The sequence below is a fragment of the Abyssisolibacter sp. ZYX002 genome (genome assembly GCF_056892235.1).
Genome location: NZ_JARMXH010000007.1, coordinates 163,233 through 181,153, shown reverse-complemented (window position 1 = coordinate 181,153; position 17,921 = coordinate 163,233). Strand labels below are relative to the sequence as shown.

Sequence of the window (17,921 nt, the reverse complement as noted above, 5' to 3'; positions counted from 1 at the left end):
TATCTATATTTTGTAAATCAAAATTTTTAAGTCATACTAAGTATGCTCATTCCTTTTATAAACCCTTGATACTTTTCGGTAGTAATTGTTCAATCACGTATCTAAATACGCTCATTCACTAGAATTTTTTTGTTCCTTGTACTTCACTCGACATCCATCGTCTAGAGTTTTTTTGGTTACTCATATTTTTGAAATCATTCATGTACATGAGTACACTCTTTCACTAAAATATTTTGATGCCTTGTATTTCACTCGTTTTCCAGTGTCTAGTGATTTTTTCAAATCTAATAAATCATGTATCTAAAATACGCTCATTCACTGAATTTTTTTATTCTTTGCATTTTACTCATTTTAAAGCTTCTAGTAGTTATTTTGTTATTTAATTTATGCTAAAATAGCGGTGATAACTATATTGTATTAAGAGAGTTCAATATAGTTAAAATTAATAACTTCTTAGACAAGTTTTTAATTGATAAAAATACTAATTAATTATAAACAATTAATGAAAAGGTATAATATTGTTAACTCTGTGGATTAAAAAAGTAAAAAATATTTATTTATCCACAGAAAAAAACATCTATTATTTCACATGAGGTATAATAGATGTTTTTAGATTTATTCATTATTTTTCCTATATATCATTAAACCATGAAGACTATAACCGATTAAATCTGTTTTTTCACAGGTACTTATATGGAATCTTAACCATTTCTGATATTCATCTTCAGTGTAACTGTTAATAACATTCTTCATCATATATCCAATACCATCTGTTGCTACGCATTTTATTTCAGTAACATCAAAGGTATTCATTATATTTCTTATATCATCAGCTTGTGTAAATGTAAAGCAACACTCTTCATTATGGTTATTAAATGTTTCAAAAATGTTATCGTCATTGATAGTGTTCTTGTTTCTAGCAAATTCGTTAACAATACCAGCATGCTTGTTTATGAATGCTATGGCTAGTATACCACCTTTTTTTAATACCTTTAGACACTGGGTAATACATTTTATTTTAAGCTCTAGGCTTTTTATATGATATATAGGTCCCATACACAAAACTATATCATAGCTTTTATCTATGTAGTCTTTTAAATCAGTTGCATCACCTGTGTTTATAGTGAGATTTATGTTATCATAATTTGTCAATTTATTTTTCATTATATTTACATTATCAGGAGATAGATCTATTGCAGTAACTTTATTACCTTTATTAGCATAGAAAAAAGAGTACGCACCAGTTCCAGCACCTACATCTAGAATACTATAATTGGTCTTAATATATTTATTTAGATAGTAAATACTAGTATCAAATTCAACTCTATGAGCATTATCTTTTGTTAATCTAGAATTTTCATCATATTGTTTATAATGCTGTTTAACTTTCATATTTTTAACAACCTTTCCGTATAAGTTTATACAATTATATAATGAAAGGTACAATGTGTAAAGTGATTTTTGTTTATAGAATACAATATTTTCCGTATAAAATTCAGAATATTTTAGAGGATTTTATATGTTTTTGTTGAAGAATATATATATAAGATTGGAGGCTGATATGATGATTAAACTAATTTGTGGATTAAAAGGAACAGGTAAGAAACCAAAGTTAATAAAGTTAGCTAATGAAAATCAACAAAGTTGTAAAGGTGACATTGTATTTATAGAGCCAGGTAATAAGAGTATGCATGATTTAAAACATAATATTAGATTAATTGATGCCATGGATTTTGATATTGAAAATATTGAAAACTTCTATGGCTTTTTATGTGGTATAATATCAGAAAACTATGATATAAAAGAGATATATATTAATAGGATTTATAAAATATTTGATTTTGACAACAAAGAACTAAAATTACTAATGTCTAAGTTAGAAAAATTGAATACTAAATTTGATATAGATTTCTATCTTACATTAAGAATCAATAAAGATGATCTGCCACAGGAATATATAGAAAATGTAATATAAATGGTATTATTGGGGTTGTGTATAACAGCCCTATTATAACTTTCTTGAATAAAGTGTAAATAAATTATAAAATAAGATATAGCTATTTAAATTTATTTATGAAAGGATAAAACTCTATGCAATCAAATGAGAGAAGAAGTAAAATAATAAAAAAGCTGAGGGCTACAGATAAACCTCTTAAAGGAATACAGTTAGCAAAAGAATTTGATGTTAGTAGGCAAATAATAGTTCAGGATATAGCTATACTAAGAGCTAAAGGTGAGCAAATTATAGCTACTCCTCAAGGATATATTAACGGAGTAGGAGAAAGTAGATTTTTAAAGAAGAAAATAGTATCTAAACATTTTGGCTATGATGAAATGAGAGATGAACTTAATATAATAATAGACAATGGAGGTAAGGTGATCAATGTAATAGTAGAACATGCTGTATATGGCGAAATAGAAAGCCCATTAATGATTAGTTCAAGACTTGATATTAAAAATTTTATGAACAATCTAAAAGAATCAAATGCAGAGCCTTTGTCATCATTAACTGATGGAATACACATACACACTATAGAAGTTCCTGATGAAGATGTATATTCAGAAATTAAAAATGAACTAAAAAACAAAAAATACTTGATTGATAGCATGTAAAATGCTATATTTTTTATATACAGATGACAAGACACTAGAATATACATAAATATAATTGTTTTGTGAGTGTATACTTTTTATCATATTGATAATGTTAACTATGGAAGGAGTTCTATTCATGAAAAATAGGATAAAAGATTATTGTGTAAAATTTTTAAATGGCATGGCGCTTGGTTTGTTTTCATCTCTTATAATTGGATTAATTTTAAAGCAAATTGGTCTAAGTTTAAGAATAGATATGTTAACAAAGTTTGGACAGACAGCACAATATCTTATGGGACCATGCATAGGAGCAGGCGTAGCGTATAGTGTAGGGGCATCACCACTTGGTATATTTGCATCAATTATTACAGGTGCAATAGGAGCAGGTACAATGTCTATTAATGAAGCTGGGATATACGTGCTAAAAATAGGAGAGCCAGTTGGTGCATTAATAGCGTCGTTATTAGGAGCAGAAATATCGAAAATAGTGCAAGGAAAAACTAAAGTAGATATTGTAGTAGTTCCAGCTTGTACAATTGTAGTTGGTGGCTTAGTTGGTATATATATAGCACCATATATGCAAGAACTTATGACATTAATAGGAGTAGGAATTATGAGAGCTACAGAGCTACATCCTTTGCCAATGGGTATTATAGTTTCTACCGCTATGGGTATTATACTTACACTACCAATAAGTAGCGCTGCTCTAGCAATATCTTTAAAGCTAGGAGGACTCGCAGCAGGTGCTGCTACAGTAGGTTGTGCTACACAGATGATAGGGTTTGCAGTTGCAAGCTATAGAGAAAATAAAGTTAGCGGGTTGATATCACAAGGGTTAGGAACATCTATGTTGCAAGTACCCAATATTATAAAGAATCCTTACATATGGATTCCACCTATATTAACATCAGCTATTCTAGGTCCATTGGCTACTACTTTATTTAAAATGACAAACAACAAAATAGGTGCTGGAATGGGAACTAGTGGGTTAGTAGGACAAATAGCTACCATAGAAACTATGGGGAAAAGTGCATTAATGGGAATAATAATATTACATTTTATTTTGCCTGCTATTTTTTGTTATATAATATCAGAGTTTATGAGAAAAAAGGGATATATAAAGTTTGGTGACATGAAATTAAGTGATGAATGATGAAATTTTAAAATATTAATTGAAAATATTTAAAAATATAATAAATCTATTAAGAATTATAAAATAAAAGTTTGAAAAAATTCGCAATGGGTAGTATAATTTAAATGAATGTATACAACCCATTGTTTTTGTACATTCTTATAGATATATAAAGGAGGTAATTATTTGAAAAACAAGTCAAAAATAATAGGAATAGTAGTAGTTGCTTTACTTATTGTATTAGGTAGTTCTTTTACAAGTCTTATAAATTTTATAACCGACTATAAGTGGTTTAGTGAGCTAGGATATGAAAAAACTTTTATGACTAAGCTTGTTACTCAAATCAAAGTAGGCGTACCTACGTTTATTATTATATTTGCTCTTATAACAACATACATACTATCAATAAAAAAGAATTATTATAAAGAAGCTAATATAATGACAAATAAACGTAGTGAAAAAAGACTTAATTTGATTTTTGTATTAGTATCAGGTGTTGTTTCAATTTTTCTAACAAGTAATGTTGCATCTAAACTATGGTTTACTATTTTACAATTCATGAATGGTAAAGCATTTAATGTTACTGATCCAATATTTAAAAAAGATATATCGTTTTATGTATTCAAGTTACCGCTTATAAAAGAAATCATGGGCATGGTATTGTTATTAGCAGTAATATTAATTGCTATTACTGTTATAACGTATTTGGTACTTTTAAGTATTAGAAGACCAGCAGAGGAAAACATGTCAAATGTCTATGAACTATCAAGTGGTAGAAGAGCACCTAGTGTATTTAGTAAAAAAATATTAAATGTAGCTTTATTACAAATAGGGTTAATAGGTTTTGTAATATTTATAGTTATAGGTATCAATTCTATACTAAGATCTTATAGCCTATTATATTCAGCTAGAGGAGTAGCTTATGGGGCTAGTTATACTGACGTACATGTTACGCTATGGTTATATAGAATAAGTGCTGTAATAGCTGTTCTATCAGCTATAGGGTTTATTGTAGGAGTAGTAAAAAGAAAGCCTAGATGGGCAATAGCAGGACCAGTGTTGTTTATAGCTATAACAATATTGGGTAATATCGGAGAAGGTTTTGTTCAAAAGCTAATAGTTGAACCAGATGAGATATCTAAGGAAAGAAAGTATTTAAACTATAATATAGAATTTACACAAAAAGCTTTTGGACTTGGAAATGTTAAGCAAGAAGATTTTGACTTAAAAGATAATTTGTCTAAAGAAGTACTTGATAGAAATGCAGATACGATACAAAACATAAAAATTAATGATTATAGACCTCTTGGTCAAGTATATAATCAACTACAAGGTATTAGAACATATTATCAATTTAATAACATAGATATAGATAGATATAATATAGACGGGAAATATACACAAGTATTTTTATCTGCTAGAGAGTTAGATCAAAATAAGCTAAATGATCAAGCAAAAACGTGGATAAACAAACATCTAAAATATACTCATGGTTATGGCGCTACATTATCGCCAGTTAATTCAATAACGCCAGAAGGACAGCCAGAGCTATTGATTAAAAATATACCTCCAGTTACTAATACTAACTTGAAGATAAAACGTCCAGAAATATATTTTGGAGAATTAACTAATGACTATGTAATAGTTAATACAGATGAAAAGGAATTTGATTTTCCACAAGGTTCGGACAATAAAGAAACTATTTATGAAGGTTCAGCTGGAATAGAGCTAAACACAATGAATAAAATATTGTTTGCTATTAAGCAAAGAAGTATGAAGATATTACTTTCTGGTAATGTGAATTCAGATAGTAAGATTATTCTATATAGAAATGTAAGAGAAAGAATCAATAAAATAGCTCCATTCATAGGATATGACAAAGATCCATATCTAGTTATTAATGAAGAAGATGGGAAACTTTATTGGATTATAGATGGGTATACTGCTACTGATAAGTTCCCATACTCACAAAAGTATAAAAACCATAATTTTAACTATATTAGAAACTCTGTTAAGGTAGTAATAGATGCTTATAATGGTACAACGAAGTTCTATATATTTGATGAAAATGATCCTATTATAAATACTTATAGTGATATATTCAGTGATTTATTTGAAAATAAGGATAATATGCCTAAGTTCATAAGAATGCATACTAGATACCCTCAGTTTTTATTTGATATTCAATCAGATGTATACAAGATATATCATGTAAATAATCCTATGGTATTTTATAATAAAGAAGATGTTTGGGATAAAGCTGAAGAAACATATATGGAAGGACAACAAGAAGTTGAATCAAATTATTTGATGTTTAAAATTCCAGGAGAGAAACAAAAAGAGTTTTTATTAACTGTACCTTATACTCCAAGTAATAAACCAAACCTTACAGGTTTGTTTATTGCTAGAAATGATGGGGATAACTACGGTAAATTATTGCTATACAAATTCTCTAAGGAAAAGACTATACAAGGGCCAAATATGATAGAGTCACGAATAGACCAAGATGCAAGCATATCTCCGCAGTTAACATTATGGGGACAGAAAGGGTCTACAGTATTAAGAGGAAATTTGGTCATAATTCCTATAGAAGATTCACTTTTATATGTTGAGCCTATATATATACAAGCAGATACTAAAAACAGTATACCTCAAGTTAAGAAAGTTATAGTATCATATAAGAATAAAATAGTTATGGAAAATACTCTTAAAGATGCATTAGCTAAGCTATTTGATTATAAACAAACTAAACCAGACACTAAAAAACCAACAACGCCTAGCGAACCACAAATAATTTCAGGTGATGTAAACACATTGATAAAATTAGCAAATGATTATTTTGTTAAATCAAAAGAAGCTTCACAAGCAGGTGATTGGGCGACATATGGTGAAAATATAAAAAGATTAGAAGAAGTCATAAATCAATTAAATAACCTTTCAAGTAAAGAATAGATAGGTTTAAAAAGACTATATCAGGATATTACCTCGATATAGTCTCTTTTTTTAGTCCACTGCAATTTATATTATTGACCGCTAATTTATCTAATTCTTTAGATTTTAGAAAAATATCTTCTCTAGCAAGAATGTCTTTATCTATTAGTACTTCGATGATACTTGCAATAACAAGAGAATTTCTATAATCTATTTTTTTTAATTTATTTAATTCATATGATAAATTATTATCCATAATAGTAAATCTCCCTTTTACATAGTTATTTTTATTATTGACTTAATTAAATTTAAATATGCAGTAATGAGTAATTTAATTTATAATGAAAGAATATAAAAATAAAATTATAAATGGGTGATACTTAAAAATATTTTATTATTAAAGATAAATATTAAATATTAAAACATAGCAATCTATTCTATTTTGAATATTTACTTGAAAAACAGGATACAATATGATATAATCAGCTTCAATAAATTAATATAAATTACTGATAGGAATAGTAGATAATGATATCTTTTAAGAGAGCTAATGGTTGGTGAGAATTGGTATGGTTAGTTATTGAATCCACCTAATTAAGGTATACCTTTGCATGGGTTAAAGTGCACTTAAGTGAGCAATTTTGCTAAGTAGGGTGGCAACGCGGGAAAAACTCTCGTCCCTAAGTTTTATTAGGGATGGGGGTTTATTTTATTTTATAAAAAATGTGAGGAGGTAGTAAAATGTTAGATATCAAAAGAATAAGAAACAATACTCAAGAAGTAATAGACGGATTAAAAAGCAGAAACGAAGATTGTGATATTGAAGCTATATTAAAGTTAGATGAACAAAGAAGAGAGTTATTACAAGAAACTGAAGTAAAGAAGGCTGAGCAAAACAGTGTATCAAAACAAATACCAGCATTAAAAAAGGAAGGTAAAGATGTAACAGAAACTTTAGCTAAAATGAAATCTTTATCTCATAACATAAAAGAACTTGATATACAAGTGAAAGATATAGAAGAAAAATTAGATAAATTACTTTATACACTACCTAATATACCAAATAAAAATGTAACTATAGGAGATAGCGATGAAGACAATAAGGAAATCAGAAAGTATGGAGAGCCAACTAAGTTTGATTTCGAGCCAAAACCACATTGGGATATTGGAGTAGATTTAGATATACTAGATTTTAAAAGAGCATCTAAAGTTACAGGTGCAAGATTCACATTGTATAAAGGATTTGGAGCAAAACTAGAAAGAGCATTGATAAATTTTATGCTTGATTTGCATACTATTGATCATGGATACAAAGAAATACTACCACCTTTTATGGTAAATAGGGATTCTATGACTGGAACAGGTCAATTACCTAAATTTGAAGAGGATGCATTTAATATCCCTTCTAAGGATTATTTCTTAGTTCCAACAGCAGAAGTTCCAGTAACTAATATTCATAGAAATGAAATTCTTGCCGAGAATGAACTTCCTATAAACTTTACGGCATATACACCATGTTTTAGACAAGAAGCAGGTTCAGCAGGAAGAGATACAAGGGGTTTAATTAGAAATCATCAATTCAATAAAGTTGAGTTAGTTAAATTAGTAAATCCTGACAATTCATATGATGAGCTTGAAAAGCTGACAGCTAATGCAGAAAAAGTGTTACAATTATTAAACTTACCATATAGAATTGTTGAGTTATGTACAGGAGATTTAGGGTTCTCTTCAGCTAAAACATACGATCTAGAAGTATGGATGCCAAGTTACAATAGATATGTGGAGATTTCATCTTGTAGTAACTTTGAAGATTTCCAAGCTAGAAGAGCAAATATAAAATTTAGGGATGAAGAGACTAACAAGACAAGATTTGTTCATACATTAAACGGTTCTGGTTTAGCTATTGGTAGAACAACAGCAGCTATATTAGAAAATTATCAACAAAAAGATGGAACAGTAACAATACCAGAAGTATTGAGACCGTACTTTAGAGGTATGGATAAAATAACTAAGTAATTTATACAAATCAAAGAACTCAGGTGCATTATACGAGTTCTTTTTTTTATCTATAATTAAAAATGTTGAGAGTAGTTTAAGAGACAAGATAGTAATAAACCATTTAAAAGATTTTGAGAGTTGGAAAAATTATGGTGCATTAGTTTATCAAAGAGGAGCATTTTTGTTAGTAGAAATGAAAAATAAATATGTGAAAGACATACAGATAAAGTATTAGAGATTTAGCTGATAAATATTTGTACGATAAAAAGTAACAAAGATATCTATAAAATAATTTTTATTGGGACTCTTTGATTAAATGCAAAGAGTTTTTTCGTATGTAAAATTAATATATTAATAAAATTTAACAAAAAAATAAAAGGAAAATTTTAAATTTAATAGAATAATTTAAACAATTTACTTAAATATAAAATAAACTAAAGATATATTAGGAGGTTAAGGGATGTCAAAAAAAATAAGAGTATTTATTGGTGTTATTTGTACTATAGCAATATTTGTATTAATAAGTTTCATCTATACAACGGACCAAACAGAACCAGCATTAATAGTTAAAGATACAAATAATGTTGATTACGAAAAAATAAATAGATATAAGATAGATGTTAATATGATGACGGAAGAAAAAAAGTTAGAGGTGAAACAAGTAGTAGATTACTATAATAATGAAGATGTAGATTTAAAAGAGATATATTTCCATTTGTATCCAAATGTTTTTGAAAACTATTCAATAACAAAAAAAAATTCGTTTATAAAGTATCCTAATGGTGTTTCGACAGGTGGTATAAATCTAAAGAGTATTAAGATTGACAATGATGATGTTGAATACGATATAAAAGGAGAAGATAATACATTATTACATATACCATTACAAGAAAAATTAAATAAAGATGATAAAATAACTATTGAATTTCAGTATGAAGTGACTTTACCTAATATAATATGTAGATTTGGATATCATGAGGGAATATATAATTTAGGAAACTGGTATCCGATAGTAGCTGTGTATGATGAGAGTGGATGGAATCTAGACCCATATTATATGGTGGGAGATCCTTTTTATAGCGATACTAGTAACTATGAAGTTAATATAGTGACGCCTAAAAACATGATTATAGCGGCCTCAGGACAAATAAAGGATGAAATCAAAGATGATAAAAGACACTGGAATATAAAAGGTGATATGATTAGAGATTTTGCCTTTGTTGCTAGTGAAGACTTTATAGTAAAGGAAGAAGTTGTAGAAGGCACTACAATAAAAAGCTATTTTTTAATGGAAGATAACGAAGTTATTGAAGAAGCAATGAAATATGCTAGAGATAGCTTAAGAGTGTTCAATAATAAATTTGGCAAGTATCCATATAAAACCTTATCTGTAGTAGCTACAAATCATAATTCAGGAATGGAATTTCCATCATTGATATATATAAGCAAGAATTATTACAAAAACGAGGATAGATTCTTAATGGGACTAGAGATAGTTATATGTCATGAGATAGGACATCAATGGTGGTATTCAGTAGTAGGGAATGATGAAATTGAAGAGGCTTGGCTAGATGAATCATTGACAGTATATTCAGAAATAGTATACTTTAATGAGGTATATAGTAAAAAAGTTGCCAAGATGCATGTAGATAAGAAGAGAAAACAATATGAGAATCAAGAAAAAAGCTTAGAAGATAAAAAAGTAATAAAATCTTTAAAAGATTTTGACAGTTGGAAGGATTACACAGCATTAGTTTATAAAAAAGGATTCTTTTTCTTATTAGAAATAGATAATAAATATGAAACAGGAACTTTAGATAAGATACTAAGAGAGTATTATAATAATTTTAGATTTAAAAATGCTAAAACAACTGATTTTTTAGATATATGCGAGAAACATACAGATAAAAGTATTAGAGACTTAGCAGATGAATACTTATATGATAAGAAATAGCTATAAACTATTTGACGGACTCTTTGGCTATATGTCAAAGGGTTCTTTTAAATAATTGCATAAATAAGAATATGTAAAAAATGAAATAAAAAAGGAAAAAAATCGAGTTTTGAAGAATAATATAAATAATTTGTATTTATATTGCTTTAGTCAAACTAAAACACTATAACTAAATAATTAATATAAACTAGAAAAAGAGGTTATACTAAATGATGAAATACAAAAGATGTATTGGTATTTAAAAATACAGCAGGTGGTGAAACCATGAGGTTTATTAAAAAGCGAAAGGCTTTATTTTTATTTTGTTTATTCATGATTTTTATAGCTTATTTCGATAACATGGCAAATAATGATGGAACACTAGAAAAAATAAAAGAAGAGTGTAAAATTTCATTGGTTACAAATAAACAAAAAAAGAGTGAAATAGATAAGAAAGCCATTATACAAAAGGATATTCCCTTAGATACAAAGCGAGTAAATAACTACAAAATAGATGTGAAGCTTAATGATGACAAAAATAAATTAAGTGTAAAACAAACTGTAAATTATTGTAATAATGAAAGTGTAGTTTTAGAAAATCTATACTTTCATATTTATCCAAATGCTTTTAATAACAAGAGAACGGCACCAATGATATATAAGACAGCTATAAATTCATACCCGACAGGCTTTTCACCAGGAAATATAACTATAAAAAGTATAACTATAGAAGACAAAAAAGCTAGCTATACAATTGAAGGATCAGATAAAACACTCCTTAAAATTAAATTATCAAAGGCTCTTAATCAATCAGAAAGAGTTACTATCAACATAGAATATGATGTAATAATACCTTGTGCAAAGGGCAGATTTGGATATTATAAAGATGTTTATAATCTTGGCAACTGGTATCCCATAGCGTGTGTATTTGACAAAAATGGCTGGAATCTAGAACCATATTATAATATAGGAGACCCTTTTTATAGTGATACAAGTAATTATGAAGTAACCATATGTGCTCCTAAAAAAATAATAGTAGCATCATCAGGTGATTTGGAAAATAAAATAGAAGAGGGAGACTATACTTATTGGCAATTTAAAGCAGGTTTAAGAAGAGATTTTGCGTTCGTTGCATCTGACAGATTTACAGTTAAAGAAGAAATGGTAGATGATGTATTAATAAAGAGTTATTATTTGAGTAAAAACAAAGGTATAAATGAAAAAGTTATGAAGTTTGCGAAAAATAGTATACAGATATTCGGTAAGATTTTTGGAAAGTATCCGTTCAAAACATATTCAGTAGTAGAAACTTATTTTCCAACAGGGATGGAATATCCAGCATTAGTTTATATAGGTCAGGAATTATACAATGAAAACAACGTTAAATTTTTAGAAGTAGTAGTAGCTCATGAAACTGGTCACCAATGGTGGTATTCTGTAGTAGGAAATGATCAAGTAGATGAACCTTGGTTAGATGAATCATTGACAACCTACTCGGAGGTAGTGTATTTTGATGAGTTAATGGGTGATAAAAAAGGTGAAGAATATTTCAACAATAGTATTAAAAAACAATATGATAGAGTAAAGAATAGAATTAAAGATAAAAGAATTGTTAAACCATTGAAAGAATTCAATGATTGGGTAGACTATGGAGGAATTGTATATAACAAAGGAGCCATGTATTTACATGAAATTGAAAAAAAATATGGAGAAGAAGTATTATATAAAATATTAAGAAATTACTATAATAAATATAAATACCAAAATGCTAGTACACCTGATTTTACTGATATTTGTGAAGAATATACAGATGAATATATGAAAGACATAACAAAAAAATGGTTATATAACTAAATATAAATTTTGACATAATGGTATATGTATATTATAATGTATTTAATATTAAAGACTAAGACGAGAAGAGTAGTTATGGAAGGTAACCCAAGCGAGTCAGTGATGGTGAGAGACTGATGTAAAATCCATTAATGAAGAACATCTCAGAGTTGCTAACCGAAATCTTTGGAGAGTAGGCTTAGACGGAACCATACCGTTATAATATGGACAGCATGAGTGTGCTGATAAAGAGATTATATTTGTAATAATGAGGGTGGTACCGCGGAAGATAGCCTTTCGTCCCTATAGTAGGGATGATAGGTTTTTTTGTGTTTACAAATATGTAAAATTAAATTGAGGAGGAGAAAGAATGATATTAGTCAAAGATATTTATCAAAACCAACAAGAATACAATGACAAAGTAGTCAAAGTAGCTGGTTGGATAAGAACAATTAGAGCATCAAAGAAATTTGGGTTTATAGAATTAAATGATGGTACATTTTTTAAGAATATTCAAATAGTATTTGAGGAAAATTTAGAAAACTTTGAGGAAATAAAGAAATTATCTATCAGTTCTGCAATCATAGTAGAGGGAAAGTTTGAACTTACTCCAGGAGCAAAACAACCATTTGAAATAAAGGCACAAAAAATTGTAATAGAAGGAAAATCTGATGCGGATTATCCATTACAAAAGAAGAGACATTCATTTGAGTATCTAAGAACAATAGCGCATTTAAGACCTAGAAGTAACACATTTTCGGCAGTTTTTAGAGTAAGGTCTTTGGCGTCATATGCGATTCATAAATTCTTTAATGAAAGAGGCTTTGTATATACTAATACACCATTTGTAACAGGAAGTGACTGTGAAGGTGCTGGTGAAATGTTTAGAGTAACAACGCTAGATTTAGATAATATACCAAGAGATGAAAATGGAAAAGTTGATGATACTAAAGATTTCTTTGGAAAAGAATCAAACTTAACAGTAAGTGGACAGTTAAATGCAGAATGTTATGCACAAGCATTTAGAAATGTCTATACATTTGGCCCTACATTTAGAGCTGAGAATTCAAATACAACCAAACATGCGGCTGAATTCTGGATGCTAGAGCCCGAAATGGCATTTACAGATTTAAATGGCAATATGAAAGTAGCAGAAGATATGGTTAAGTACATTATCAAATATGTAATGGACAATGCAAAAGAAGAGTTAGAGTTCTTTAATAAATTTATAGATAAAGGGTTAATAGATAGATTAACGCACGTTGTTAACTCAGATTTTGGAGTAGTGACTTATACAGAAGCAATAGAAAAACTAGAGAAAGCAGATGTAGACTTTGAATACCCTGTGAAGTGGGGAATAGATTTACAAACTGAGCATGAGAGATATATCTCAGAGAAGATATATAACAGACCTGTATTTGTAATTGACTATCCAAAAGATATAAAAGCTTTCTATATGAGGTTGAACGATGATGGTAAGACAGTAGCGGCAATGGATTTATTAGTCCCAGGAATAGGAGAGTTGATGGGAGGTAGCCAAAGAGAGGAAAGGCTTGATTTCTTAGAAAAAAGATTAGAAGAATTAGAGCTTAACAGAGAAGATTATTGGTGGTATCTAGAGCTTAGAAAATATGGAACAACTAAGCACTCAGGCTATGGATTAGGATTTGCAAGGATGCTTATGTATCTTACAGGGATGTCTAACATAAGAGATGTTATACCTTTTCCAAGAACTGTAAAAAATGCTTTATTCTAAAGTAAAGGCTAATATTTATAGGGTACATATTGGGTACCCTATTTTTTTATGAAGGCTAGGAAAGATAATATAACTATAGAAGATTATTATAAAGAGTACTGTATATAAGGGAAATAAGCATATTTGACAAAATTAATAAAATATTATATCATATATAGGTATTATTAGTTGTGCATCTGTAGCTCAGTAGGATAGAGCAGTGCCCTCCTAAGGCATGTGTCGGGGGTTCGACTCCTCTCAGGTGCACCATTTTTCAAGACTATAAGATTTGAATTGACAGCTACGTGACAGCTACCCATAAAATTTATATATCTTCGTTCAAGTTGGTAGATAAATTTTTATACAGGGCATCTTGTTTCGTAGCTATATTGTCGCACTGGATATCTATATTCATGTAGCGGAAGAACATTAATGATACACTATTACTTTGTGGGAGTACAAAACCATATGAAGAACTACAAAGTTTATATGAAGTTCATGAGCTGCTAGAAGATATTAAGATTAATGTGCTTATACAATTATACAAAGAGCTTTAAGTGGATCAATAAGAATTATATGAATTTATGTAACACAATTCGTTTAATTTTAACTAGGGACAAATTATCTCTTAACATATAAAACTACAATAGAAAACAGCACTTATTTAAGTGCTGTTTGTGCTGTTGCAGTAAAACATTTAAGTACTAGTGGTCAAAAGGAAATTCACTTGAAAACATACATATGAATCTACTAACACCTATAGTAAAAATAAGAGCAGTTGATAATAATGGAAACTTGTAAATTTTAGTTAGTATTTTTTTCATTATTTTTCACCCCCTCATAATAATTATTCATAGCTTTATCTAAATATTTCATAAGATTCATTTTATCGGTTAACTTGAGTAAGGACTCAAAATCTTTTTTAAGTTCATTAGCCTTTTCAACCTTTCCCAAATAAAAAATATTCATTATTTTAACCATCATGATTTTAAAGAATCTAAAATTAAATAAAAAATGTTTTTGTGCTACAGCTATTGTTTTTTCACAGTATTCTAATGATTCAGCATAATTATCAAATGAATAATGTCCATTGCCAATATTGCCTAAGATTTGAAGTATAATATCATTACTAGAAAGCAAATGAAGATTAGACACTAACTTTTCCTTATACTTTAAAAAGTTTGTTTCATCTTCAATTTCTGAGTAAAAGACCATTAAAGAATTAATTATCCTGAAGTGAATTTCATTCTCGATTTTTTCAGGCTTTACTTTTTCTAACAAATCAATTGCTGTCTTTTTTTTATCACATGAATAAAATTCGGCTAGAGCTTTAACCCATTCATGAAATAATTGATCTCCATCTATACCTCTTTTCATTATTTGTGATGATAATAAAAATGCTTCTTCATACTTATAATTTTGAATAAGATTAAAAACTTCTTGTATGTTTAAAACAGTGTTGTCACTTATGCTTGCTACATCTGTTTTCAACTTTAGTCCTCCTTAAATTTATTAATTACTTAGATTATACCATATGATACATTATATTTCATTAATTTCAATTAAATGTAATGTATAGTATTTTGTTGTAGATTCCAATTAGCTAAATTATCCTTTATGTAGGTTTAAAAATTATGATATAATAAAAATTATAAAAATAGTAAAATATGAAAACAATTACATTAAACACTAACTTAGATTTAAAGGGGATGTTGTATTGAAAAAAGTAATATGTGGTTGTATGTTCTGTATTTTTGCATTTATATTATTTGTGATAGTCCATATTATTGCAGTAAGTGAAATGCATAAATTAACAACCATTACTATATCAATAGGTAGATATGGTACTAGTGTTGTAGAAACAGGTGGAAAAACTCCACTAATGTTAGCTGTATTATTTTTAGGAACAGGAGTAACTCTGTTATACAAAGGTATAAAATCTTAATAAATCACCCCCATTGCAGAAATTTTTCTTAGTAGAGGAAGCATATTTTGTATAAAAATAATCTTAAATAAACTTTAATTAATAACGACGACCAAATTTAACGGTATGTAATACACTGAATTTTTAATAGGCTAGTTTTTTGTGTATCATTGTTTATTTTTATACAAATGATTGAAATATCCTTATTTATAATAAATAAGCACATTTTTTATGTATTAAAATTTTAATACAAATTATGATATAATTAGCATATAATCTAATATTACAGGAGGTAAATAAGTTGAAGAAAATATGGTTTTTTTTAGTAATTATATTATTCTGTTTACCAGCGACAACATATGCACAGCAAGTAAAGGTAAATATAAATGGAGAATTAGTTGAATTTAATGATAAAACAGGGTATCCGTTTATTGATGATAATGGGTGTGCACAGGTGCCTTTCAGAGCAGTTATGGAGTTTTTTGGAGCTAAGGTTGGATGGAATCAAAATACAAAATCTACAACAGTACGTAAAAATAATATGTTAGTCGAATTTTCGCTTGAACAAAATTTTATTATAAAAAATGGAGAAAAAGTGGAGAAGAAGATAAAGACAACGGTAAAGAACGAAAAGTTGTTTATGCCTATAAGGGATGCTCTTGAGCCTTTTGGAGCTACCTTAGAGTATGACAAAGAAAGCAATTGTATATTAGTTAATACGTTTGAAGATAGAGTAAAAATTCATTACATAGATTTAGGTGACAGTGATGCAATAATGATAGAGTATGGCAAGTTTCATGCATTAATAGACTCAGGTGATTCAGCTCATGAAGAAAAATTAATAGAGTATCTTAAAAAGCACCAAGTAGATGATATAGAGTTATTTGTGCTGACAAACTCAAAGGATAAAAGAATAGGAGGAGCCGATGCTGTATTTAATAACTTTGATATACAATATATAGTTGACTGTGATTGGTTATCAAATACTGATACTTTTAAAGAGTACATAAGTACAGGTATAAACGGGAAAAAAGGAGAAGCTGCAATATACAAAACAAATGAAGAAGACTTAGTACTAACAGTTAATAAAGATGGTAGTCAGCCAGAAATAGTACAAGATGAAAAAATAACTATAAAAATATTAGGCAATAAAGAAAATAATGATATCAATAATGCAAGTACAGTTGTATACCTGAGTGTATTTGACACTAAGTTATTGTTCACAAGTGATTTAAAAGTAGATGGAGAAAAAAAGTTTATACAAAAGGTAAAAGGTGCACAATTAATAACTGTTGGAAATAATGGAGATAAAATATCTACAAGCAAAGAACTATTAGAGACTATAAAGCCTAAATATGCAGTGATTTCCTGTGGTTTAAAATTGCCAAGTGAAGAAGTATTAAAAAAACTACAGCAAAGAAATATAAAAGTTCTAAGAACTGACAAGCAGGGCGATATAGTGTGCATGATAGATGGTTATAGATTGAAATTTTTTGATAAAAATACAATACCTAAAAATAATGATACAATAAAATATGACGTGATAATAGATGTTAATGATAAAGAAGATATAGTAAGGATAACAAATAAATCACAATCTGATATAGATATGACAGGGTGGAAATTAATTAGTATAAAAGATAACCAAGTATATCACTTTCAAAAAGGATATATACTAAAGGCAAATAGTTCAATAATAGTTGCTTCAGGTAGCTCAATGGGAGATATACAATGGTCAGCAAATGAAATGTGGGATGATACTCAGTCAGATGAAGCGCAATTATATGATGGAGATGGCAATAAAGTAGCAAGTGATGATTAAAGTTATATAGCTAAGAGG

General features: G+C 28.4%; 13 protein-coding genes, 1 tRNA gene and 2 other annotated features. Of the genes, 11 read left to right on the top strand and 3 right to left on the bottom strand.

Features of this window, described 5'->3' with window-relative positions; translation table 11 throughout:
- Window positions 1-615 precede the first annotated feature (615 nt).
- A complete protein-coding gene (locus P3X86_RS17625; RefSeq protein ID WP_483294040.1) occupies window positions 616-1,392 on the bottom strand; it encodes a class I SAM-dependent methyltransferase in 777 nt (258 codons plus the stop codon).
- 172 nt (window positions 1,393-1,564) lie between these two features.
- Between P3X86_RS17625 and P3X86_RS17620 the strand changes: the two genes are divergently transcribed.
- The 4 genes from P3X86_RS17620 (at window position 1,565) to P3X86_RS17605 (ending at window position 6,679) form a co-directional block, all read left to right on the top strand.
- Complete coding sequence (locus P3X86_RS17620; protein ID WP_483294039.1) at window positions 1,565-1,975, top strand: hypothetical protein; 411 nt, start codon at window positions 1,565-1,567, stop codon at window positions 1,973-1,975.
- Between the two features lie 116 nt (window positions 1,976-2,091).
- Window positions 2,092-2,613: a 3H domain-containing protein gene (locus P3X86_RS17615; protein ID WP_483294038.1), complete on the top strand. Its 522-nt coding sequence runs from the start codon at window positions 2,092-2,094 to the stop codon at window positions 2,611-2,613.
- A 118-nt stretch (window positions 2,614-2,731) separates the two neighbouring features.
- Window positions 2,732-3,748: a PTS sugar transporter subunit IIC gene (locus P3X86_RS17610; protein WP_483294037.1), complete on the top strand. Its 1,017-nt coding sequence runs from the start codon at window positions 2,732-2,734 to the stop codon at window positions 3,746-3,748.
- Window positions 3,749-3,913: 165 nt separating this feature from the next.
- The gene (locus P3X86_RS17605; RefSeq protein ID WP_483294036.1) at window positions 3,914-6,679 is read left to right on the top strand and encodes a UPF0182 family membrane protein; all 2,766 of its coding nucleotides are present in this window, start codon (window positions 3,914-3,916) and stop codon (window positions 6,677-6,679) included.
- A 28-nt stretch (window positions 6,680-6,707) separates the two neighbouring features.
- Here the strand turns inward: P3X86_RS17605 and P3X86_RS17600 are convergent, their stop codons facing one another.
- A complete protein-coding gene (locus P3X86_RS17600) occupies window positions 6,708-6,914 on the bottom strand; it encodes a hypothetical protein (protein WP_483294035.1) in 207 nt (68 codons plus the stop codon).
- A 244-nt stretch (window positions 6,915-7,158) separates the two neighbouring features.
- Window positions 7,159-7,343 (top strand) — a binding site (T-box leader).
- A 56-nt stretch (window positions 7,344-7,399) separates the two neighbouring features.
- Between P3X86_RS17600 and serS the strand changes: the two genes are divergently transcribed.
- The 5 genes from serS to P3X86_RS17575 all read left to right on the top strand — a co-directional run bounded on the left by serS (window position 7,400) and on the right by P3X86_RS17575 (window position 14,427).
- The gene (gene serS / locus P3X86_RS17595) at window positions 7,400-8,674 is read left to right on the top strand and encodes a serine--tRNA ligase (protein ID WP_483294034.1); all 1,275 of its coding nucleotides are present in this window, start codon (window positions 7,400-7,402) and stop codon (window positions 8,672-8,674) included.
- A gap of 442 nt (window positions 8,675-9,116) precedes the next feature.
- Window positions 9,117-10,610 (top strand): M1 family metallopeptidase, encoded by a 1,494-nt coding sequence (locus tag P3X86_RS17590; protein ID WP_483294033.1) that lies wholly within the window; start codon window positions 9,117-9,119, stop codon window positions 10,608-10,610.
- A gap of 264 nt (window positions 10,611-10,874) precedes the next feature.
- On the top strand, window positions 10,875-12,443 hold the full coding sequence (locus P3X86_RS17585; RefSeq protein WP_483294032.1) for a M1 family metallopeptidase: 1,569 nt from the start codon (window positions 10,875-10,877) through the stop codon (window positions 12,441-12,443).
- A gap of 48 nt (window positions 12,444-12,491) precedes the next feature.
- Window positions 12,492-12,730 (top strand) — a binding site (T-box leader).
- Window positions 12,731-12,792: 62 nt separating this feature from the next.
- Window positions 12,793-14,178 carry an asparagine--tRNA ligase gene (gene asnS / locus P3X86_RS17580; protein WP_483294031.1) on the top strand — a complete coding sequence of 462 codons (1,386 nt, stop codon included), beginning with the start codon at window positions 12,793-12,795 and terminating at the stop codon, window positions 14,176-14,178.
- Window positions 14,179-14,350: 172 nt separating this feature from the next.
- A tRNA-Arg gene (locus tag P3X86_RS17575) sits at window positions 14,351-14,427 on the top strand.
- 534 nt (window positions 14,428-14,961) lie between these two features.
- Here the strand turns inward: P3X86_RS17575 and P3X86_RS17570 are convergent.
- Window positions 14,962-15,648 carry a tetratricopeptide repeat protein gene (locus P3X86_RS17570; RefSeq protein ID WP_483294030.1) on the bottom strand — a complete coding sequence of 229 codons (687 nt, stop codon included), beginning with the start codon at window positions 15,646-15,648 and terminating at the stop codon, window positions 14,962-14,964.
- 226 nt (window positions 15,649-15,874) lie between these two features.
- On the opposite strand from P3X86_RS17570, the gene P3X86_RS17565 reads away from it, so the two are divergent.
- The gene (locus P3X86_RS17565) at window positions 15,875-16,102 is read left to right on the top strand and encodes a hypothetical protein (protein ID WP_483294029.1); all 228 of its coding nucleotides are present in this window, start codon (window positions 15,875-15,877) and stop codon (window positions 16,100-16,102) included.
- Window positions 16,103-16,382: 280 nt separating this feature from the next.
- Window positions 16,383-17,903 (top strand): stalk domain-containing protein, encoded by a 1,521-nt coding sequence (locus P3X86_RS17560; RefSeq protein ID WP_483294028.1) that lies wholly within the window; start codon window positions 16,383-16,385, stop codon window positions 17,901-17,903.
- The last annotated feature ends 18 nt before the right edge of the window (window positions 17,904-17,921 follow it).

Coding starts and splice junctions, on each gene's coding strand:
- P3X86_RS17620 (WP_483294039.1), top strand. CDS start 1,565: ATGATTAAACTAATTTGTGGATTAAAAGGAACAGGTAAGAAACCAAAG.
- serS (WP_483294034.1), top strand. CDS start 7,400: ATGTTAGATATCAAAAGAATAAGAAACAATACTCAAGAAGTAATAGAC.
- P3X86_RS17585 (WP_483294032.1), top strand. CDS start 10,875: ATGAGGTTTATTAAAAAGCGAAAGGCTTTATTTTTATTTTGTTTATTC.
- P3X86_RS17590 (WP_483294033.1), top strand. CDS start 9,117: ATGTCAAAAAAAATAAGAGTATTTATTGGTGTTATTTGTACTATAGCA.
- P3X86_RS17610 (WP_483294037.1), top strand. CDS start 2,732: ATGAAAAATAGGATAAAAGATTATTGTGTAAAATTTTTAAATGGCATG.
- P3X86_RS17625 (WP_483294040.1), bottom strand. CDS start 1,392: ATGAAAGTTAAACAGCATTATAAACAATATGATGAAAATTCTAGATTA.
- asnS (WP_483294031.1), top strand. CDS start 12,793: ATGATATTAGTCAAAGATATTTATCAAAACCAACAAGAATACAATGAC.
- P3X86_RS17600 (WP_483294035.1), bottom strand. CDS start 6,914: ATGGATAATAATTTATCATATGAATTAAATAAATTAAAAAAAATAGAT.
- P3X86_RS17615 (WP_483294038.1), top strand. CDS start 2,092: ATGCAATCAAATGAGAGAAGAAGTAAAATAATAAAAAAGCTGAGGGCT.